Genomic DNA, 20047 nt, shown 5'->3' with positions numbered 1-20047 from the left:
CGAAACCGCGCGCGGCCGGTCCGCTACTCTCGTTTCGGCCTCGCCCAAGGCGCCGTGGCCACCGGATGACGGCGCCCGCAGTTGGTGAGGGTGGTAGCCCGTTCGAGCCGGGCCGAGGACCGGGGGGCGCCCCATCCGGGCGCCCCCACGCCTCGTCGGGCTCGGGGTCGGGTCAGCGCTCCCGATCCAGATTGGCCATCTTGAGCACGTCGAGGCGCTTGTCGAGTTCGGCCTCGCTGAGATTCTCACCGATCAGTCCGCGATCGATGACCGTCTGCCGAATCGTCTTGTGCTCCTTGAGGGCCTGCTTGGCGACCGCGGCCGCTTCCTCATAGCCGATCGCGCTGTTCAGTGGTGTCACGATCGACGGCGAACTCTCGGCCAGGGTTTTGAGATGCTCGGTGTTTGCGGTGAGTCCGCTGATGCACCGATCGGCGAAGATCCGGGAGACGTTGGCGAGCAGCTTCAGTGACTCGAGCACGTTGCGGGCCATCATCGGGATGTAGACGTTGAGTTCGAAGGCGCCGTTGCCGCCGCCCCAGGTGACCGCGGCGTCGTTGCCGATGACCTGTGCCGCGACCTGCGTCACCGCCTCGGGCAGAACCGGATTCACCTTGCCGGGCATGATCGAGCTGCCGGGCTGCAGGTCCGGCAGATGGATCTCGCCGAGGCCGGTCAGCGGACCGGAGCCCATCCAGCGGACATCGTTGGCGATCTTGGTCAACGACACCGCCACCGTCTTGAGCTGACCGGACAACTCGACGAGGCCGTCACGCGCGGCCTGCGCCTCGAAGTTGTCCTTCGCCAGCGCGAGGGCGTCGACGTCGGTGAGATTGCGGAGTTCGGCGACGACCTTGGTGCCGAATCCGGCGGGCGCATTGAGGCCGGTACCCACGGCGGTCCCGCCGATCGGCAGTTCACCGACGCGCGGCAGGGTCGCGGTGAGACGCTCCATGCCGGCCTCGACCTGTCGTGCGTACCCGCCGAATTCCTGGCCGAGGGTCACCGGCACCGCATCCATCAGGTGGGTGCGGCCACTCTTGACCACCTCGCGCCACTCCTCCGACTTCGCCAACAGGGCGAGCCGCAGATGATCCAGCGCCGGAATCAGGTCGCTGACCACCGCCTCGGTGGCGGCCACATGGGTGGCGGTGGGGAAGGTGTCGTTGGACGACTGAGACATGTTGACGTGGTCGTTGGGATGGACTTCGACGCCGGCGGCCTTCGCGATCGAGGCGATCACCTCGTTGGTGTTCATGTTGGAGCTGGTACCCGAACCGGTCTGAAACACGTCGATCGGGAACTGGTCGTCATGTTTGCCGTCGGCGATCTCCTTGGCCGCGGCGATGATCGCGTCGGCCTTGGTGGCGTCGAGCAACCCCAGATCTTTGTTGACCTGCGCGCATGCCGCCTTCAGCAAGCCCATCGCCCGGATCTGGGTGCGTTCGAGCGGCCGGTGGCTGATGGGGAAGTTTTCCACCGCGCGTTGTGTCTGCGCCCGCCACAGCGCGTCGACGGGCACCTTGACCTCGCCCATCGTGTCGTGCTCGATGCGGTACTGCTGTTCGGCGGGGTGCTGCTCGGCCATGGTTGCAATGCCTCCGGCTTCGTCGGGGAGATAAGGGTGTCCTTGGTCCACGGTACTCAGCGTCTGCAGGACCAACTCCACCCGCTCGTCACAACGGGTTGTTGGTCACAACAGTAGATCGCCCAGCAGATAGGAGATGCCCAATGCCGAGACGCCTGACGTGGCGTCGTCCGCTCGCGGATGTCGTATTCGATCTCCAACCGGGTCGACAGCGAGTCGGCCGTGGAGAGTTCCTCCGTCACCGTCCGCGATGTCTCCGGGCTGACGCCTTTGTGTGCTGCCCCACCGGGAGGTGACGCGTGTGAGGAACGACGACGGGCTCGGTTCGGGCTTCTTTCCTCGGATGGGACGACGTCGCTTCACGCTATCCTGCGCCGCGGCGATCCGGTTGCCGAGCGCCGGTGCCGTACGCAGGTGTCACTTGTACTGGCACCGATCTACGGCACCGTCTTCAGCATTCCCGGGGTTCAGCGTTCCCGGGGTTCAGCGTTCCCGGGACCGGATCCGCACTCCGCCCAGCGGAACCGTCACGGCGCCACCGGGATCGGTGAAGAAGTCGTTGCCCTTGTCGTCGACGACGATGAAGGCGGGGAAGTCCTCGACCTCGATCTTCCAGACGGCCTCCATCCCCAACTCGGGGTATTCGATGACCTCCTGGCTCTTGATGCAGTCCAGGGCCAGGCGTGCGGCGGGTCCGCCGATCGAGCCGAGGTAGAACCCGCCGTGGGCGGCGCAGGCGTTGGTGACCTGCTTGGAGCGATTGCCCTTGGCCAGCATCACCATCGAGCCGCCGGCCGCCTGGAACTGTTCGACGTAGGAGTCCATCCGGCCCGCGGTGGTCGGCCCGAAGGAGCCCGACGCCATGCCCTCGGGGGTCTTGGCCGGGCCCGCGTAGTAGACCGGATGATCGCGCAGATAGTCCGGCATCGGTTCGCCGGCGTCGAGACGTTCCTTGATCTTGGCGTGCGCGATGTCGCGGGCGACGACGAGCGGACCGGTCAGCGACAGACGGGTCTTGACCGGATACTTCGACAATTCGGCGAGGATCTCCGGCATCGGCCGGTTCAGGTCGATCGCGACGACCTCACCGCCCTCGATGTCCTCGGTGACCCCGGCATCGGGCATGTAGTGGGCGGGATCGGTTTCGAGTTGCTCGAGGAAGACGCCGTCGGCGGTGATCTTGCCGAGCGCCTGACGGTCGGCCGAGCAGGAGACCGCGATGGCGACGGGGCACGACGCGCCGTGCCGCGGCAGGCGAACGACGCGGACGTCGTGGCAGAAGTACTTACCGCCGAATTGTGCTCCGATACCGAAGGACTGGGTCAGCTTGAACACCTCCTCCTCGAGTTCGAGGTCACGGAAGCCGTGTGCGGACATCGAACCCGAGGTGGGCAGGGTGTCGAGGTAGTGCGCGGAGGCGTACTTCGCGGTCTTGAGTGCGAATTCCGCCGAGGTGCCGCCGATGACGACGGCGAGGTGATACGGCGGGCAGGCCGCGGTCCCGAGTGAGCGGATCTTCTCGTCGAGAAACTCCAAGAGCCGCTTGGGATTCAGGATGGCCTTGGTCTCCTGGAAGAGAAAGGACTTGTTGGCCGAGCCGCCGCCCTTGGCCATGAACAGGAACTTGTACTCCGGGCCCTTCGGTCCCTGCTCGGTGGCGTAGATCTCCACCTGCGCCGGCAGGTTGGTTCCGGTGTTCTTCTCCTCGTAGGTGGTCAGCGGGGCCAGCTGGGAGTAGCGCAGGTTGAGTTTGGTGTAGGCGTCATATACCCCGCGCGAAATCCATTGCGCGTCATCGGCGCCGGTCAGTACGCCCTCGGACTTCTTGCCCATCACGATCGCGGTGCCGGTGTCCTGGCACATCGGCAGCACTCCACCGGCGGAGATGTTGACGTTCTTGAGCAGATCGAGCGCGACGAAGCGGTCGTTGCCCGACGCCTCCGGGTCGTCGATGATCTTGCGCAACTGGGCGAGGTGCGCGGGACGCAGATAGTGGCTGATGTCGTGCATCGCCTCGGCGGTCAGCCTCTGCAATGCCTCGGGGGCGACCTTGAGGAAGCGGTGGCCGTCGACGTCGACGGTGGACACCCCCTCGGTGGTGATCAGGCGGTAGGGGGTCTCGTCGGCGCCGGAGGGCAGCAAGTCGGCATAGCGGAACTCCGGAGCAAGGGCTGGTTTGCTCACCCCCGGATTCTATCGTGGCCGGTCAGCGTCGTGATGGGCGCCCGCTGGGCCCGTTCCGACCGGCGGAGGCAGGGATCTGTGTGCCACAGATAACATGTGATGGCTATTGTGGCCTCATCATCAGTGATGGCGGGGAGGAAGGCGGGTGGTGCAGGTGCCGGCAATTGTGTTGGCGGAGGTTCGAACGTCGTGTGAGCGCGAGGCGGTGGCCGAGTGGGCTGCGGCCACCCACCCCGAGGCGACGCTGCGCACCCTCGGTGAGGTCGACCCGGACGGCCTCGACCCCGACACCTCGTTGATACCCGCACGGGCCGTGTGGCTCCCGCCGGTTCGTCGCGGTGAGCGGCGGGTGTCGATGGCCGATGTCCTGGCGTTGTCGAACCCTCGGCGTCCGATGGCCTTTCGGCAGTCGGCCATCCGCAACCGGGCACCGGACCGGCTGCGGGTGGTGGCCGGTGAGGCGGCCACGGTCGACGATCTGCGCACCCGGCACGCATCGGCGTCGGCCGAAGGGGAGTCGTTCGCGAGTTACGTTGCGTTGCAGGCATCTCTGTCGGCCGAACGCGCCGAACGGCAGCTGGTGGGTGACCGCTACAAGGTGCCACGGCTGGTCGCCGAACAGATCGGGTCGTCGGCACGGTTCCGCACCAACGCGGCGAAGCTGGCGGCCGAACTCGGGCGTCCGGCGGCTGCGGTGGTGGCCGAGGCCACCGACAAGATGTCGACCTTCGTGGCGACCCAGTCGCGGTTGATGGACGACGTCTTCTCCTCGACGTTCCGCGCCCTCTACGAGCGCACCTGGACGGTGTCGGCCGACCTCGACACCCTGGGGCGACTACGGACCCTCAACAAGACCCACGGGTTGATCTTCCTGCCGTCGCATCGCTCTTACGTCGACACCCTGGTGCTGTCGGAAATCCTTCGCTCCCATGACTTCCCACCGAATCTGGTGTTGGGGGGCAGCAACCTGGCGCTGTGGCCGCTGGCCCCGATCGCGCGGCGCGCGGGGGTGATCTTCATCCGCCGCCGCTTCGGTGGCGACCCGGTGTACAAGTTCGCGATGCGCTCGTATCTCTCGTTCATCGTGGAGAAACGCTTCAACCTCGAGTGGTACATCGAGGGCGGCCGCAGTCGCACCGGCAAGCTGCGCCCACCGAAGCTGGGCCTGCTGTCCTATGTGGTCGACGCCGTCGCCAACCTCGAGAACGCCGACATGATGGTGGTCCCGACGTCGATCGTCTACGACCAGCTCCACGAGATCGGGGCGATCGCCCGCGAATCGGCCGGCGGGACCAAGAAGCCCGAGAGCGTCACCTGGCTGCTGAAGTACGCCAAGGCTCAACGCACCTACATGGGTGAGGCGCGGGTGCGCTTCGGCGAACCGTTCTCGTTGCGGGAGGCGATCGACAAGGTCGCCGACGACCCGGCCGGGCTGGAGAAGGTCGCGTTCACGGTGATGGACGAGATCAACGCGGTCACCCCGATCTCGGCGACGTCGCTCGCGGGATTCGCGCTGCTCGGTGCCGGCGATCGCGCCTATACCGTCGCCGAGGTCGAGACGATCCTCGCGCCCCTGCTCGACTACATCGAAGCCCGCGGACTGCCCGGCCCCGACCCGTCATTGTGCCGCGGACTCGGTCTGCAGACGACCCTGCGGGAACTGGAAACCGCCAAGGTCCTCCAATGCTTCACCGGCGGGCCCGACACGGTGTGGTCGATCGCCCCGAACAGCCACGCGATCGCGGCCTACTACCGCAACGGGGCGCTGCATCACTTCGTGGACCGGGCGATCGTCGAGGTGGCGTTGCTGGCCGCCCTCGACGGCGACCTCGGCCACGATCACGAGCACGAAACGATGCTGGCCGCCGCGCAGGAGGAGGCACTGCGGGTCCGTGACCTGCTGAAGTTCGAATTCTTCTTTCCCACCAAGACCGAGTTCCTGCATCGGCTCGGCGGCGAGGTGGACCTGATCGCGCCGGAATGGCGGACCGTCACCCCGTCGGCGGAGTGGTTCCACAACACGCTGTTGTCCACGTCGGGAGCGCTGTTCGCGCGGCGGACCCTGCAACCGTTCTTCGACGCCCAGTTGGTGGTGGCGCAGTTGCTGGTCGCCGGTGGGGCGGCCGCCGTCGCCAAGGAGCAGGTGATCGCCGACGGACTCGGGCTGGGACGTCAACTCGCGCTGCAAGGTGTTGTGCGCAGCCAGGACTCGGTGTCGACCGAACTGTACGACGCGGCCTACCGGCTGGCGGAGAACCGGCGGCTGATCTCAGGTGGCGACGGCGTCGACGTGGTGAGCGGGCGGACCGCGTGGTTGGCCGAGGTCGAGCAGATGCGTGATCGCCTCGCGCGCATCGCGGCCATCGAGGTCGCCCAGGAGGAGGCACTGTCGTGAGTGCGTTCACCCGGCGGCTCGAGGCGATCCGGTCGTCGCCACGCGGCAAACACATCGGTGCCTTCTTCGACTACGACGGCACCCTGATCGAGGGATTCTCGGCCACCGCGATCTTCGGGGAACGTATCCGCAGCCTCGAGTTCGGGCTCGGTGAGGTCGCCGACTTCGCTCTCATCGGACTGCGCGGAGTGGAATCCGAACAGGATTACGCCGAGGTGCTCGAGGCCACCAAACCGACCTTCGCCGGCAAACCGTACACCGAGCTGCTGGCCATGGGGGAGCGGCTCTTCCGGCAGGACACCGCCGCCAAACTCCGGCCGCAGATGTGGCAGATCCTGCGGGCGCATCGGGAACGCGGGCATCGCATCGTGATCGCGTCGTCGGCGACCCGGTTCCAGATCGAACCGATCGCGCGCGAGATCGGCGCCGATCACGCCCTGGCCACCGACGTCGAGGTGGTCGACGGCATCGTCACCGGAGCGGTGATCGGCCGACCGCTGTGGGGACCGGGCAAGGCCGCCGCGGTACGCGCCCTCGCGCGGGAACACGACATGGACCTCGACGCCTCGTTCGCCTACAGCGACGGCAACGAGGACATCCCCTACCTGGAGAGCGTGGGGCATCCGGCCGCGGTGTCGCCGCGCCGCACACTGCGTGCGGTGGCGAGCGCCCGCGGCTGGCCGATTCTCGACCTGCGCAACCCGTCACACAACCGATGGGCGATGGCAGCGCGGACCGGCGCCTGCTACGGCTCGTTCCTCGTTTCTGCCGCAGCGGGTTTCGCCGCCGGACTGGTGCCCGGCGTCGGATCGGAGACGGCCATGCAGACCGCGGTGGCGATGGGCACCGACGTCGGACTGGCCCTCGCCGGCATCGATGTCAGCGTCCTCGAAGGTGGTCGGTACCTCACCTCGTCGCGGCCGTGTGTGTTCGTCTTCAATCATCAGTCGAAGCTCGACCTGGCCGTCATCGTCCACCTGGTGCGGCGTGACGCGACCGGGGTGGCGAAGAAGGAAGTGGGGGACCTGCCGGTCTTCGGGCAGATCCTCGACTCGGCGGGGCTGGTGTTCATCGACCGTGCCGATGCCGGACGCGCCATCGACCAACTCGAACCCGCCGTGCGCAAACTACGCGACGGCGGTGCATCACTGGTGGTGGCGCCGGAGGGCACGCGCTCGGCGACCCCGCGGATCGGGCCGTTCAAGAAGGGTCCCTTCCACATCGCCATGCAGGCGGGTGTGCCGGTGGTGCCCATCGTGCTGCGCAACGTGGGCGAATTGATGTGGCGCGGTGCGCAACTCATCTCGCCGGGCACCGTCGAGGTGAAGGTGCTGCCGCCGGTGGACACCTCGACCTGGACCACCGAGGCCGTCGGAGAACATGCCGAGGAGGTGCGTCAGATGTTCGTGTCCACGCTGGCCCAGTGGCCCGTCGAATCGTTCGAGGACGGCCGGATGACCCGCACGATGGAGGCGTGAGATGAGCGAGGACGCACCCCTTTCGTGGGGGACCGAACCGCATATGAGCCCGGTCGACGCCCTGATGTGGCGCGGCGATGCCGACCGCAAACTGCGGGGCACCATCTCCATGCTGGAAATCTATGATCGCGTACCGGATTGGGACCGGTTGCTCGCGGCGCACGACTGGGGAAGCCGGATGGCGCCCCGATTCCGGCAACGCGTCATCGAGTCGCCATTGGCCACCGGAACACCGAGTTGGGCGGTCGACGCGGAATTCGACCTGCACTATCACGTGCGCCGGATCGCACTCGTCGGCGACGGTTCGATGCGCGAATTGCTGTCCACCTGTGAACAACTCGCGATGACGGCGCTCGATCCGGCACGGCCGCCGTGGGAGGGCTACCTGATCGAGGGACTCGCCGGCGGCAAGTGCGCCTACTTCCTCAAGGCGCACCACGCGCTCACCGACGGACTCGGAGCGATTCTCGTTCTAGCGCAACTGCATTCGACGTCACGTGACCCGATCCCGGGTAAACCGCAGCCGCCCGCCCCGATGCCGACATCCATCTCGGCGCTCGATGTGCTGCGGCGACAGATCGGCGAGGAAGTGGCCCGGATACCGCATCGTGCCTCGCTGGCGCTGCGCGGTGTGGCCGCCCTGCGGGACCCGGGTCATGCGCTCAGTTCGGTTCTGCGGTACGGGCGTTCGGTACCACGCGTGGCCGGGATGGTCTCGCCGCCGGGATCGCCGCTGCTATCGGCGCGCAGCGTGTCGTGGCGGTTCGCCGCGTTCGAGGTGCCGTTCGCGGACATGCAGGCCGCGGCCCGCGCGGTGCGGGCCTCGATCAACGACATCTACCTCGGCGGGCTCATCGGCGGATTCCGGATCTATCACGAGAAGAGCGGTGCCGCACTCGCCCCGATACCGGTGGCCATCCCGATCTCGGTGCGGCGACCCGAGGATCCCGAGGGCAGCAACCGTATCGCCGTCGGACGGCTGGCCGGCCCGATGGACATCGCCGATCCCTTCGAGCGGGTGCTGACCATTCGGGAGCAGGTGCGGGCCGCCAAGAGCGAACCCGCCGTCGACATCTTCAACACCCTGGGGTCGGTGCTCGCCTGGATGCCCGGCCGGCTGCTGGGACAGTTCAGTGGCGCGACGAGCCAGAACGACCTGCAGGCCAGCAACGTCCCCGGAATCCCGTGGGACACCTACGTCGCCGGTGCAAAGGTGGAGCGGCTCTTCCCGTTCGGGCCGCTGCCGGGGTGCGCGGTGATGGCCACGTTGATCACCCATAATCAGATCGCGTGCCTGGGACTGAATTTCGACGCCGCGGCGGTAACCGATCCGGAACTGTTCGCCGAATCCGTCGTCGCCGGTTTCGACGAGGTGCTGGGTCTGGTGACCGAGGGCCCCGACGGTGCCGATGCCACCCCGGGCGTGATGCGTCGGGTCGTCTAAGGCGACATCGCGGCGGGGTCGGTCGCCGTGTGATCAGCCCACCACGTCTGGTCAGTCGCCGCGGTGCGGCAGAAGCGTGGCGATCACCAGCACGGCCACCGCGATCCACATCGACGTCACTCCGAGCCAGCGATAGCCGAACCCGCCGGCCATCGCACCGCAGGCGAAGACGAACCAGGTCGCCACGGTGGCGGTCCACTGCCAGGCGTTGTCGGTCCTGATGCCGTACACCAACTGGTGCGCGGCCTTGACCAGGGTCCCGGTGACGTAGGTCAGCCCCACATGCACATCGGTGGATCGCGACAGGGCGGTGTTGATCAGCCCGCTGCCGATCGCGACCACCGGCAGGCCCACCTCCGGTGACGCCGCGATGGTGATCACGGTCCCGATCGCCACCCATGCGGCCGTCGCCGACATCTGGAGCAGATGCCTGCGCGGACCGGCCCACCGGGTGATCACATTGCCGAGAACGTTCCCGGCGAAGAAACCGGCGATCAGCGCCGCGCAGATGGCGAGGGTGTGCCAATGCCGGTAGGCGACCGATTGCCCGAGAATGGTGGTGTTGCCGGACATGAAGGCGACGAAGATTCCGCTGAGGGCGGTGAACGCGATGGCGTCGAGAAATCCGGCCACGGCCAGCAACGTCAGTGCCAGCGCGCGTTCGGACGGCGCTCGCCCCGGCGTGGCTGCGGCTGTGTCCGACACGGGTGTGAGGGTATCAGCCGAGATAGGTCGGAGAATCGGTGAATGCGCGTGTGTCCATACGACATTCGCCCGGCCCCCTCGTGGGGGACCGGGCGAGGTGTCAGGAGATCGGCGCCCTAGATGTCGAGGCGGGCGTACTCGCGCAGCTTGGAGGTCTTGTGCACGGCCTCGATCCGGCGGATGGTGCCGGACTTCGAGCGCATCACAAGCGAGCGGGTGGTGGCACCGCCAGGACGGTAGGTGACGCCGCGCAGCATGTCACCGTTGGTGACGCCGGTGGCGCAGAAGAAGGAGTTCTCGCCGCTGACCAGGATGTCGTTGGTGAGGACCCGGTCGAGGTCGTGGCCGGCGTCGAGGGCTTTTTTGCGCTCCTCCTCGTTACGCGGCCACAGCTTGCCCTGGATCTCGCCACCCATGCACTTCATCGCGACGGCGGTGATGATGCCCTCCGGGGTGCCGCCGACACCCATCAGCATGTCGACGGTGCTGTAGTCGCCGGCCGCGGCGATCGATCCGGCGACGTCGCCGTCGGAGATCAGGCGGATCTTGGCGCCGGCCTGACGGATCTCGCCGATCAGGTCGGCGTGGCGGGGACGGTCGAGGACGACCACGGTCAGGTCGGCGACGTCGATGCCCTTGGCCTTGGCGACCGAGTTGATGTTCCACTGCACCGACTCGTCGATGTTGATCGCGCCCTTGGCCTCCGGGCCCACCGCGATCTTGTCCATGTAGAAGACGGCCGACGGATCGTACATGGAGCCGCGCTCGCTGACCGCGATCACCGCGATCGAGTTGGGGCGGCCCTCGGCCATCAGCGTGGTGCCGTCGATCGGGTCGACCGCGACGTCGCAGTCGGGGCCGTCGCCGTCGCCGACCTCTTCGCCGTTGAACAGCATCGGGGCCTCGTCCTTCTCGCCCTCACCGATCACGACCACACCGCGCATCGACACCGTCGACAGCAGTTCGCGCATGGCATCCACGGCGGCACCGTCGCCGCCCTTCTTGTCGCCGCGACCCACCCAGCGACCGGCCGCGAGCGCGGCCGCCTCGGTGACTCGCACCAACTCCATCGCCAAGTTGCGGTCGGGTGCCTGGTGGGTGGATGCGCTCATGTCTTCGACTCCTCGGCGTGCGGCGTTGCGGCTCACCGTCCATCCTCGCATGTCACGCCGCCCGCGCGTCGGCGGGTCGCCCTTTGGGCGCGGGGGGTGTGCGTGCCTGCGATCACACGATTGGGGTCGGCGCGAGGCCGACTGCAATACTGGCCTCATGGCCTCCAAACCGCGCTATCTGACCAGCGGCAAGGACATGATCTGGTCGATCATTCCGCTGCTGGTGATCTGCGCGTTCGTCGCCATGGTCTCCGGCAACTGCTCGGTCGGACTGACCGGGACCGCCAAGGACGACCGGCGCGCACCGTTCGACGTGCAGGGCGCACTGCTTGCCGATTCGCAGACGATGCCGTTCCCGATCCGGCGGCCCGCCGACCCGGACGGCTGGAAACCCAGCTCCGGTAGCCGCGAGAACGCCTCGGGACATGTGCTGAGCAATGTGGGATGGCTGACCCCGTCGGGTAACTACGTGCAGCTGACCCAGACCGACGCCTCGGAGGACACCCTCGTCACCCATCTCGCCGGGGGTGGCGACGACGACGAGGTGGCCTCCGGTACCGGTACCCGCGAGATCGGTGGCCATCGCTGGGTGCTCTATTCCACTTACGACGGCAACAACATCTGGATCACCGATCTGGGGAATGTGCGCATCGCGGTGATGTCGACCGGGTCCGCCGACGACATGGAGAAGATGGCCGCGGCGGTTCTCGCGCAGCAACCCCTGCCCGGTCGGGGCTGAACCCGGGTTCCACGCGCGGTTGGGCAGACACTCCCCGGCCGTCGTGATCTCATGTCGGATGGCGTTGCCGACGTGGCGTCGTGACATGTGGTCGGAAAGAAGTCGTGCCATGTGGTCGGAAAGTAGGGTGTCGGGGTGTTACGACTGCGGATGGGCGCGCTGGTGGTGGCCGCGGTGGTCTGCATCGTCGGTGCCGTGATCGGCTCCTGGGTGTGGATCATCCCGGCGGCGATCCTGACGCCGCTCGCTGTCCTCGGCATCTACGATCTGCTCCAGCGCAAGCACTCGATCCTGCGGAACTATCCGGTGCTCGGACATGTGAGATTCCTGCTGGAGATGCTGCGTCCGGAGATCCAGCAGTACTTCATCGAGCGGAACTTCGACGGTCGCCCCTTCGATCGTGACGTCCGCTCCCTGATTTACGAGCGGGCCAAGGGCACCGCGTCGGAATTGTCCTTCGGCACCGAACGCGACATCGACGCCGAGGGTTACGAATACCTCGTCCACTCGGCCGCACCGCTGGTGGCGCCGCCCGAGCCGTTCCGGGTGCGGATCGGCGGACCCGACTGCACCCGCCCGTACGACATGTCGCTGCTCAATGTCTCGGCGATGAGTTTCGGTGCGCTGTCGTCGAATGCGTTGCGGGCGCTGAACGAGGGGGCCAGGAAGGGCGGTTTCGCCCACGACACCGGCGAGGGTGGGTTGACGCCGTATCACCTGACCGGTGCCGACGTCATCTGGGAGATCGGCTCGGGCTACTTCGGAACCCGCACCGCCGACGGTCATTTCGATCCGGACACCTTCGCCGAGAAGGCCGCCACCGAACAAGTCAAGGGGATCCTGGTCAAGCTGAGTCAGGGCGCGAAGCCGGGCATCGGTGGCGTGCTGCCCGGGTCGAAGGTCACCGAGGAGATCGCGCGGTATCGAGGTGTGCCGGTGGGGCAGAAGTGTGTGAGTCCGCCCGCGCATTCGGCGTTCTCCACCCCGCGTGAACTCGTCACCTTCATCGGACGGCTGCGGGAACTGGCCGACGGTAAACCGGTGGGGTTCAAGCTGTGTGTGGGTTCCCGGGTGGATGTGCTGGCGATGTGCAAGGCGATGGTGGAGGAGCAGATCACCCCGGACTTCATTGTGATCGACGGCGCCGAGGGCGGCACCGCGGCGGCGCCGCTGGAATTCGAGGATCACGTCGGTCTGCCGCTGACCGACGGACTGATGACGATGCACAACGCCCTGGTCGGATGTGGTCTGCGGGACCGAATCCGGATCGGGGCGAGCGCCAAGGTGGCCTCCGGCAACGACATCGTCAAACGCCTCATCCAGGGGGCCGATTTCACCAACGCCGCCCGCGCGATGATGATGGCGGTCGGCTGCATCCAGTCGCAGCGCTGCCACACCAATCACTGCCCGGTGGGAGTGGCCACCCAGGATCCGCGGCGGGCGCGGGCGCTGGACGTCGCCGACAAGAGTGAACGCGTCTACCGCTATCACAATGCGACGGTGGCGCAGGCGATGCGGCTGATGGCTTCGATGGGTATCGACGATCCGGCCCGCCTCGGCCCGCACCTGCTGCGCAAACGGCTCTCGGCCACCGAACAGCGGTCCTATGCCGAGATCTACGAGTGGCTCGACGACGGTGTGCTGCTGTGTGATCCGCCGGAATCGTGGGTCGAGGACTTCTCCCGCGCCGACCCGGATTCGTTCCGGCCGGTGGGCTGATCGGGGCCGGTACATCACGGTCAGATCCCGGTCAGATCCCGACGGCGCGCTGGTCAGTCATCGAGATCGTCCTCGTCGTCGTCACCATCGTCCTCGCCGTCGTTGAGCACTGCCTCGATGCGGTCGCGGGCACCGGCGAGGTGTGCCTCGCAGCGGTCGGCGAGGGCCTCACCGCGTTCCCACAGGGCCAGTGACGCATCGAGATCGAGGCCGCCGCGTTCGAGGGTGGTCACCACCTCAACGAGTTCGTCACGGGCCTGCTCGTAGCCGAGTTGCTCGACCGGGACGGCGGCGGGTTCGGATGAATCTTTCTGGCTCCGTTGCGGACTCACTGATCGGGCTCCTGATGATCGGGATGTGCGGGCTGATCGACGTGCGCGTGCAGGGAACCGTCGGCCACGCGGATGCGCAGCGCGGTCCCGGCGACGACGCCGTCGACGGAGTCGAGGACCTGCGGCGGATCGACGTCGGTGCGTTGCACGACGGCATATCCGCGGGCGAGGGTCTGGGCCGGCCCGAGGGTGGCCAGCCGGGCCGCGAGGGCCTCGGTGCGGCGCTCCTGGGTGTCGATGAGGCGCAGCACGTCACGCCGGATGTCGGAGCGGGCCCGCTCGACGCCCTCGACGTGCCGGTCGATCATCGAGAATGGATCGGCGAGAACAGGTCTCGCGCGCAGTCCGGAAATCACCCGATCCTCCCGATGCACCCAGTTGCGCAGGGCGTGCGCACTGCGCCGCCGCAGCGCGGTGATGCCGGCCAGTTCGGCCTCGACGTCGGGGACCACACGTTTGGCGGCGTCGGTTGGAGTGGCCGCGCGCAGGTCGGCGACGAGATCGAGCAGGGGCGTGTCGGGTTCGTGGCCGATGGCACTGACCACCGGGGTGGTACAGGCGGCCACCGCGCGCAGCAGGGTCTCGTCGGAGAACGGCAACAGGTCTTCGACGCTGCCGCCGCCGCGGGCGATGATGATGACGTCGATGTCGGGGTGTGCATCGAGGTCGTTGAGGTGGGCGATGATCCGCGGTACCGCGGTCGGCCCTTGGACCGGAGCGTCCCGCACGTCGAAACGCACTGCCGCCCAACGGGTTGACGCGACCGTGACGACGTCGTGCTGCGCGGCGCTCGCCCGCCCGGAGATCAGGCCGATGGTGCGGGGCAGGAAGGGTAGTCGGCGTTTCATCCGGGTGTCGAACAGGCCCTCGGCGGCCAGGAGCTGCCGCAGCCGTTCGATCCGCAGCAACAGTTGCCCGATGCCGATGGGGCGAATGTCGCTGACCCGCAACGAGATCGTGCCACGGCCGGTGTAGTAGCTGGGGCGTCCGAGCATCACCACGTGCGCGCCCTCGGTCAGCGGCACCTCGGAGCGGGCGAGCAGATCGGGGCTGCAGGTCACCGAGATGGAGATGTCGGCGGCCGGATCCCGCAGTGTCAGAAAGGATGTGCGGGTGCCCGGGCGTCGGCTGATCTGGGTGATCTGGCCTTCCACCCAGATCTGGCCGAGACGATGAACCCAGTCGGCGATCTTGGTGTTGACCGTGCGGACCGGCCAGGGATTGTCGGCGGTGTTGGCCCCGGCGGTCACGGTGTCCCCGGTGCGACGGTCACAGCCCCCGGAAAGGTGACGCGCCCCGTCACGAGGAGGTGGAGCGCTTGTTCTCGGCGGCGGTGATCCGGTTGTCGATCATCGTGATGAACGGTGCGCGGTTGCGGGTGCTCTTCTCATACGCCAGCAGCGCGGTGAGGTCGTCGACGCCGACGGTGCGGAGCTTAGCGCGCAGCTGGGCCAGGGTGAGGGTGTCGTAGTCGGTGTACTCGACGACTTCGGGGACGTCGCCGGATGCCGGCGACTCGGCGTCCGCCTCGGAGTCGTGGGCCGAGTCGATGACCTCCTTGGGCGCGGAGCTGTAGAGCGCGAACCGGCCGGCGTCGGCGCGGGGTGCCTCGGATTCGGGCGCAGGGGCCGGAGCGGATGCCTTCTTGGCCGGAGTCTTCGCGGCCGCCGGAGTTTTCTTGGCCGCCGGGGCCTTCTTCGCCGGCGTCTTTGGTTCAGGGGCCTTGGTGGCGGGTGCCTTCTTCGCGGCCGCCTTCTTCACCGGGGCCGGTGTGGCCGCCGCCGACGTCGACTTGTCGGTGGCGCCGCCCTTGCGGCCCGACTCGATCGGCACGACCGACTCGGTGACGTCGATCTCGTCGTCGTCGAAGCGGGCCCACGACGGTTGCTCGTCGGGATGGTCGAAGAGGAACTCGAGCGCGGTGTCACCCTTGATGGCGAGTTCGGCGATGCCCTGCTGTGCGCGCATCGCGAACTGCAGGGTTTCGCTGACCGCGGTCATCGGCAAGGTGACGAGCAGAGTGGGGAGCTTGCGCGTCTCCTCGATCGCGGTGACGACGAGACCTGCGGCGATACGGGCCGGATAAGGTGCGCGAACCATGGGTTCACTCTGCCATCTTCGCTCGTGGCGGCCAACACGTACCCTGGGAGGCATGTCTGAACCCAAGCGCGTCCTGCTCGCCGAACCGCGGGGGTACTGTGCCGGCGTCGACCGGGCCGTGGAGACCGTCGAGCGTGCCCTCGACAAACACGGGGCTCCCGTCTACGTCCGCAAAGAGATCGTGCACAACCGGCACGTCGTCGACACGCTGGCCGAACGCGGCGCGATCTTCGTCGGGGAGACCGACGAGGTGCCCGAGGGGGCGATCGTCGTGTTCTCCGCGCACGGTGTGTCCCCGGAGGTCCACCGCACCGCCGCGGTGCGCAACCTGAAGACCATCGACGCGACATGTCCGCTGGTCACGAAGGTGCACCAGGAGGCCAAGCGATTCGCCCGCGACGATTACGACATCCTGCTCATCGGTCACGAGGGCCACGAGGAGGTCGAGGGCACCGCCGGTGAGGCACCCGAGCACATCCAGCTCGTCGACGGCCCCGACGCGGTGGACAAGGTGACCGTGCGTGACGAGTCCAAGGTGATCTGGCTGTCGCAGACCACGCTGTCGGTGGACGAGACGATGGAAACCGTCCGGCGCCTGCGCGAACGTTTCCCGGAACTCAATGACCCGCCGAGCGACGACATCTGCTACGCCACCCAGAATCGCCAGGTCGCGGTGAAGGCGATGGCCCCGCAGTGCGACCTGGTGATCGTGGTCGGGTCGAAGAACTCGTCGAACTCGGTGCGTTTGGTGGAGGTGGCCCTGCAGAACGGGGCGGCCGCGTCGTATCTGGTCGACTACGCCCGCGAGATCGATCCGTCGTGGCTCGAGGGTGTCAGCACCGTCGGCATCACCTCCGGGGCGTCGGTGCCCGAGGTGCTGGTGCGCGGCGTCATCGACTTCCTGTCCGAGTACGGATTCGACTCCGTGGAGAAGGTCACCACCGCCGAGGAGACCCTCACCTTCGCGTTGCCGCGGGAGCTGCGGCCGGCGCGGACGGCGCGCTGACCTCCCTGACCAGCTCGGCCATCTGCATGCTCAACTCCCATCTGCACGCAATGCATTCCGTGCAGATGGGAGTTGCGCGCGCAGCTTCGGGAGCCGGCCGCTCAGTACTCGTCGGGTTCGAGTCGGCGGACGCGACGATGCGGTAACGACAGCGCGAGCACCACGATCACGAGCGCGACGGCCGCCGCCACGCCGATCAGGGCGACGTTGCGGGCGGTGTGGTCGGTGGCCGGCGGGGCAGCCGGGGCGGCGATCGGCGTCGAGGAGACCGCCTCGGTGGCGGGACCGAGCTCGGCGGTGAGGGCTGCCACCGGATCGATGACGCCGTAACCGATGGCCTGATCGTGTCCGGTCCCGGGGGCGTGGGCGGTGGCGATGATGCGGTCCATCACCTGTCCCGCCGACAGCTGCGGGTAGCGGGCGCGGATCAGCGCGGCGGTCCCGGCGACGTAGGGCGCGGCAAAGCTGGTGCCCAGCACCGGGACCGGGCCGGAGTCGCTGCGCAGGGCATTCACCAGCGCGGAACTGCGCGGGGTGCTGTCGAGGCTGACGATGTCGGTCCCCGGGGCGGCGACGTCGACCCACGGACCGTGGAGGCTGAAGGAACTCGGGGTACCCGAACCGGCGTCCACCGCGCCGACGGTGAGTACGTACGGGGAGAACCAGGCGGGGCTCGCCACGGTCACCACCGAACCCCAGCCCGCGGTGTCGGCGGGATCCGGCGGCGGATTCTGTTGTGCGCAGGCCGATCCCTGTGACAGATTGCCCGCGGCGACGACCACCACCACATTGCGTTCATAGGCGTGGCGGACGGCCGCGCCCAGTGCTCGATCGGCGGGACGATCGCCGGCGGACGAACAGGCCACCTCGGAGATGTTGATGACCGTGGCACCGAGATCGACCGCCCGCACAACCGCGTTCGCCAGTGTCGACACGGACCCGTAGCCACCGCCGACCGCGGGATCGGAGTCCTCCCGCCGGCGGTCGGCGGCGTCGAATGCCGCGCTCGACTGCCGGATTGAGATGATCGAGGCATCGGGCGCGACCCCGACGAAGGCGTCGTCGGATGACGGTGCGGCGCCGATGATTCCGGCGACCAGCGTCCCGTGCGCGTCGCAGTCGGACAGGCCGTCGCCGGACGACACGTAATCGCCGCCGCCCCGGAGTCGTGACAGGCGCGGGTGCGGCGACACACCCGTGTCGATCACCGCGACGCGCTGCCCGGCGCCCCGGGAGAACCGCCACGCGTCATCGAGATTCATCATCTGCTGCGCGGGCGAGACCCGGGTGGGGGACGGTGCGGTGAGAGGCCGCGCGCAGAGGGTCCGCTGTTCGGTGCGTTCCGGCGGTGCCACCGGCGCCGAACGCACGAGTGCACCCACGTCGATGACCGGTGGTGTCAGCGCCGTCGCCGGGGACGCGCCGCCCAGTGCGACAATCACCGCGGTGAGCGCTGCGGCCAGGACACGCCGGGTACCCAGCGCGGTGTCCGAGGTCATCTCACAGATTCCGGACGGTCTGATACAGGTCGAGAATCCATGCCAGCAACGGCACGATCACGGCGATCAGCGCATACTCGGCGAGCTCCGCCAGCCGACGCATCACCGGCGAAAACGCGTGTCGCGGAGCCACAACCCCGCCGATCATGGCGACGATCATGGCGAGGACACCCACGGCGAAACCAACGAGCGGCCACATCCCCGGGCCCAGCGCCCACGACGCGACGATTGTTGCCAGTGTCAGACACCCGCCGGCGATCAGGGTGGCGGCCTGCGCGAGATCGGAGTGCGACCGCCCGCGCAGGCACAGTACGACGGCGACGATCATCGCCAGCGACATCGACCGCCAGTCGATTCCGGTCCACGGGGTGGCCGTCACAACGGCGGCGACCGCCGTGATCACCGTCGATCCGGCGACGATCCCGGTGAGGTAGGCGTTCGCCAGGTACGAACGACGTTCCAGTGCATCGGTTTTGGGTAGGGCGATGGCGCCGATCGCGCCGATCCCCTCGATGGTCGGGGGTGGCTCCGCGTCGTCGATGTCGATGGGCGCCCCGGCCGTCGGCACGGGCGGAAGCGGCAGTTTGGCGAGCACGATGGTCAGCCGTGGCGCCAGGCCGATCACCACCAGGCCGACCACCGCGGTCACCGCCGCCACGTCACCACCGGGCGCGGTGAGGAGCAGATCGGCGACACAGGCACCACCACCCAGTATCGACGCCGTGATGGCCGCGCTGTGGATCACCGGCCCGGCGGCCGAACATCGATAGGAGATCACCGCACACACCAGTGCGCTGGCGAACCCCAAGCTCACTCCGGCGGAGCCGAAAGTGCCGGGCACGCCCAGCATCCCGGCCGCGAACGCGGGCGGGATCGCGGCCGCCGACAACGCCGCGGCGGTGGCTCCGTCACGACGATGACGCGCCACGATCGTCGATGCGGTGATCAGTGCGACGGCGCAGAGCGCGGCCGGGATCGCCGGCCACCAGTCACTGTGCTCGGCACGCATGCCGCACAGGCTCACCGCGGCGACCAGCGACGCGAGGATCGTCGCGGAGAAACCGAGGATCCGGGCGGCACGTGCAGACCAGTTGGCGAAATGCGACTCGTTGAGCCGCGCGACCGCGTCGACGACGTCGTCGTAGAGGACCGGTGCCTCGCCGGTACGCAGCCGGGAGATCACCAGCAGGTCGCCGTGGCGGACCCCGCACTCCGCCAGCGTCCGCTCGAGGGGCAGTGGGTGTCGGCCGATGTGCGACAGGGTCCACCGGTGACGGTGATCGTCGGGTCGCGAACCCTCCGACGCCGCTTCGCCATCCGGGTCGTCGCTCCGGCTGCGCCGGGGATTGCGGGATTCGATGTGGGCGATGAGATCGGTCATCAGCGCGGCGATGGGCACACCGGCCGGGAGTGCCACGTCCATCTGGGTGTTGCCACCGAGCACCGACACCCGCACCATCGTGGGCTCGACTGTGGGGGTGTCCGCCGACGGTGCGGAATCCGGCGGTATCGATGGGACCGGGTGCCCCGTTGATCGTGTATCCACAAGTGACATCTACCGCTACCTCCCCGCTGGTTCGCAGTTACCATAACCGGACATCACGGTCCGGGTGACCCGGGCCACTGCCGGCGGTGGATAACCCGACCCGTCACGACGGCGCGGAGATGGTCGCACGGGTGGACTGACGAGGGGGAGTTGGTTGGTGCTCACGGACGGCTTCGTGCGGCGACCGCGTATCACGCCAC

General features: G+C 68.0%; 15 protein-coding genes. 6 read left to right on the top strand and 9 right to left on the bottom strand.

The window, feature by feature from the left end:
* Window positions 1-172: 172 nt before the first annotated feature.
* Window positions 173-1588 (bottom strand): class II fumarate hydratase, encoded by a 1416-nt coding sequence (locus tag ACWETB_RS10195; protein WP_348802694.1) that lies wholly within the window; start codon window positions 1586-1588, stop codon window positions 173-175.
* 483 nt (window positions 1589-2071) lie between these two features.
* Window positions 2072-3772 carry a fumarate hydratase gene (locus ACWETB_RS10190; RefSeq protein WP_449743620.1) on the bottom strand — a complete coding sequence of 567 codons (1701 nt, stop codon included), beginning with the start codon at window positions 3770-3772 and terminating at the stop codon, window positions 2072-2074.
* A 154-nt stretch (window positions 3773-3926) separates the two neighbouring features.
* Here ACWETB_RS10190 and ACWETB_RS10185 point away from each other — a divergent pair, with 154 nt between their 5' ends.
* From ACWETB_RS10185 to ACWETB_RS10175, 3 genes are read left to right on the top strand one after another with little or no spacing between them, the layout of a single operon-like run.
* Window positions 3927-6167 (top strand): glycerol-3-phosphate 1-O-acyltransferase, encoded by a 2241-nt coding sequence (locus ACWETB_RS10185; protein WP_452210929.1) that lies wholly within the window; start codon window positions 3927-3929, stop codon window positions 6165-6167.
* Window positions 6164-7645 carry an HAD-IB family hydrolase gene (locus ACWETB_RS10180; protein ID WP_449743622.1) on the top strand — a complete coding sequence of 494 codons (1482 nt, stop codon included), beginning with the start codon at window positions 6164-6166 and terminating at the stop codon, window positions 7643-7645. The genes ACWETB_RS10185 and ACWETB_RS10180 overlap by 4 nt, the downstream gene beginning before the upstream one ends.
* Window position 7646: 1 nt before the next feature.
* Window positions 7647-9089 carry a wax ester/triacylglycerol synthase domain-containing protein gene (locus tag ACWETB_RS10175; RefSeq protein ID WP_452210926.1) on the top strand — a complete coding sequence of 481 codons (1443 nt, stop codon included), beginning with the start codon at window positions 7647-7649 and terminating at the stop codon, window positions 9087-9089.
* Between the two features lie 51 nt (window positions 9090-9140).
* Here ACWETB_RS10175 and ACWETB_RS10170 read toward each other — a convergent pair whose 3' ends face one another.
* Window positions 9141-9794: a YoaK family protein gene (locus ACWETB_RS10170; protein WP_449743624.1), complete on the bottom strand. Its 654-nt coding sequence runs from the start codon at window positions 9792-9794 to the stop codon at window positions 9141-9143.
* A 116-nt stretch (window positions 9795-9910) separates the two neighbouring features.
* The gene (glpX, locus tag ACWETB_RS10165) at window positions 9911-10906 is read right to left on the bottom strand and encodes a class II fructose-bisphosphatase (protein ID WP_449743625.1); all 996 of its coding nucleotides are present in this window, start codon (window positions 10904-10906) and stop codon (window positions 9911-9913) included.
* Between the two features lie 157 nt (window positions 10907-11063).
* Between glpX and ACWETB_RS10160 the strand changes: the two genes are divergently transcribed.
* Both ACWETB_RS10160 and ACWETB_RS10155 read left to right on the top strand, forming a co-directional pair.
* Window positions 11064-11645 (top strand): DUF4245 domain-containing protein, encoded by a 582-nt coding sequence (locus ACWETB_RS10160; protein ID WP_348802683.1) that lies wholly within the window; start codon window positions 11064-11066, stop codon window positions 11643-11645.
* A gap of 150 nt (window positions 11646-11795) precedes the next feature.
* Window positions 11796-13364, top strand: a complete 1569-nt coding sequence (locus ACWETB_RS10155) for an FMN-binding glutamate synthase family protein (RefSeq protein WP_452210990.1) — start codon at window positions 11796-11798, stop codon at window positions 13362-13364.
* A gap of 53 nt (window positions 13365-13417) precedes the next feature.
* On the opposite strand, the gene ACWETB_RS10150 is transcribed toward ACWETB_RS10155, so the two are convergent.
* The 3 genes from ACWETB_RS10150 to ACWETB_RS10140 are packed head-to-tail and all read right to left on the bottom strand — an operon-like array spanning window position 13418 to window position 15796.
* Window positions 13418-13696: an exodeoxyribonuclease VII small subunit gene (locus ACWETB_RS10150; RefSeq protein ID WP_449743626.1), complete on the bottom strand. Its 279-nt coding sequence runs from the start codon at window positions 13694-13696 to the stop codon at window positions 13418-13420.
* Window positions 13693-14946, bottom strand: a complete 1254-nt coding sequence (xseA, locus tag ACWETB_RS10145; protein WP_449743627.1) for an exodeoxyribonuclease VII large subunit — start codon at window positions 14944-14946, stop codon at window positions 13693-13695. The genes ACWETB_RS10150 and xseA overlap by 4 nt, the downstream gene beginning before the upstream one ends.
* A 49-nt stretch (window positions 14947-14995) precedes the next feature.
* Window positions 14996-15796 carry a lipid droplet-associated protein gene (locus tag ACWETB_RS10140; RefSeq protein WP_449743628.1) on the bottom strand — a complete coding sequence of 267 codons (801 nt, stop codon included), beginning with the start codon at window positions 15794-15796 and terminating at the stop codon, window positions 14996-14998.
* Window positions 15797-15848: 52 nt separating this feature from the next.
* On the opposite strand from ACWETB_RS10140, the gene ACWETB_RS10135 reads away from it, so the two are divergent.
* Entirely contained in the window at window positions 15849-16802 is a 954-nt protein-coding gene (locus ACWETB_RS10135) for a 4-hydroxy-3-methylbut-2-enyl diphosphate reductase (RefSeq protein ID WP_348802678.1), read from the top strand.
* Between the two features lie 101 nt (window positions 16803-16903).
* Here the strand turns inward: ACWETB_RS10135 and mycP are convergent, their stop codons facing one another.
* Both mycP and eccD read right to left on the bottom strand, forming a co-directional pair.
* Window positions 16904-18301, bottom strand: a complete 1398-nt coding sequence (gene mycP / locus ACWETB_RS10130; RefSeq protein WP_452210922.1) for a type VII secretion-associated serine protease mycosin — start codon at window positions 18299-18301, stop codon at window positions 16904-16906.
* 1 nt (window position 18302) lies between these two features.
* Window positions 18303-19856, bottom strand: coding sequence for a type VII secretion integral membrane protein EccD (gene eccD / locus ACWETB_RS10125; protein ID WP_452210920.1), 1554 nt, complete (start codon window positions 19854-19856; stop codon window positions 18303-18305).
* Window positions 19857-20047 lie beyond the last annotated feature (191 nt).

It is taken from the genome of Gordonia sp. NPDC003950 (assembly GCF_053605205.1).
Note: the sequence above shows the minus strand (reverse complement) of the source record. Positions and strands in the feature narration are given on the sequence as shown.

Bases quoted from the DNA above. Each gene is read 5' to 3' on its own strand.
- ACWETB_RS10195 (WP_348802694.1), bottom strand. From the start codon at position 1,588: ATGGCCGAGCAGCACCCCGCCGAACAGCAGTACCGCATCGAGCACGAC.
- ACWETB_RS10175 (WP_452210926.1), top strand. From the start codon at position 7,647: ATGAGCGAGGACGCACCCCTTTCGTGGGGGACCGAACCGCATATGAGC.
- glpX (WP_449743625.1), bottom strand. From the start codon at position 10,906: ATGAGCGCATCCACCCACCAGGCACCCGACCGCAACTTGGCGATGGAG.
- ACWETB_RS10160 (WP_348802683.1), top strand. From the start codon at position 11,064: ATGGCCTCCAAACCGCGCTATCTGACCAGCGGCAAGGACATGATCTGG.
- ACWETB_RS10155 (WP_452210990.1), top strand. From the start codon at position 11,796: ATGGGCGCGCTGGTGGTGGCCGCGGTGGTCTGCATCGTCGGTGCCGTG.
- ACWETB_RS10140 (WP_449743628.1), bottom strand. From the start codon at position 15,796: ATGGTTCGCGCACCTTATCCGGCCCGTATCGCCGCAGGTCTCGTCGTC.
- ACWETB_RS10135 (WP_348802678.1), top strand. From the start codon at position 15,849: ATGTCTGAACCCAAGCGCGTCCTGCTCGCCGAACCGCGGGGGTACTGT.
- mycP (WP_452210922.1), bottom strand. From the start codon at position 18,301: ATGACCTCGGACACCGCGCTGGGTACCCGGCGTGTCCTGGCCGCAGCG.
- eccD (WP_452210920.1), bottom strand. From the start codon at position 19,856: ATGTCACTTGTGGATACACGATCAACGGGGCACCCGGTCCCATCGATA.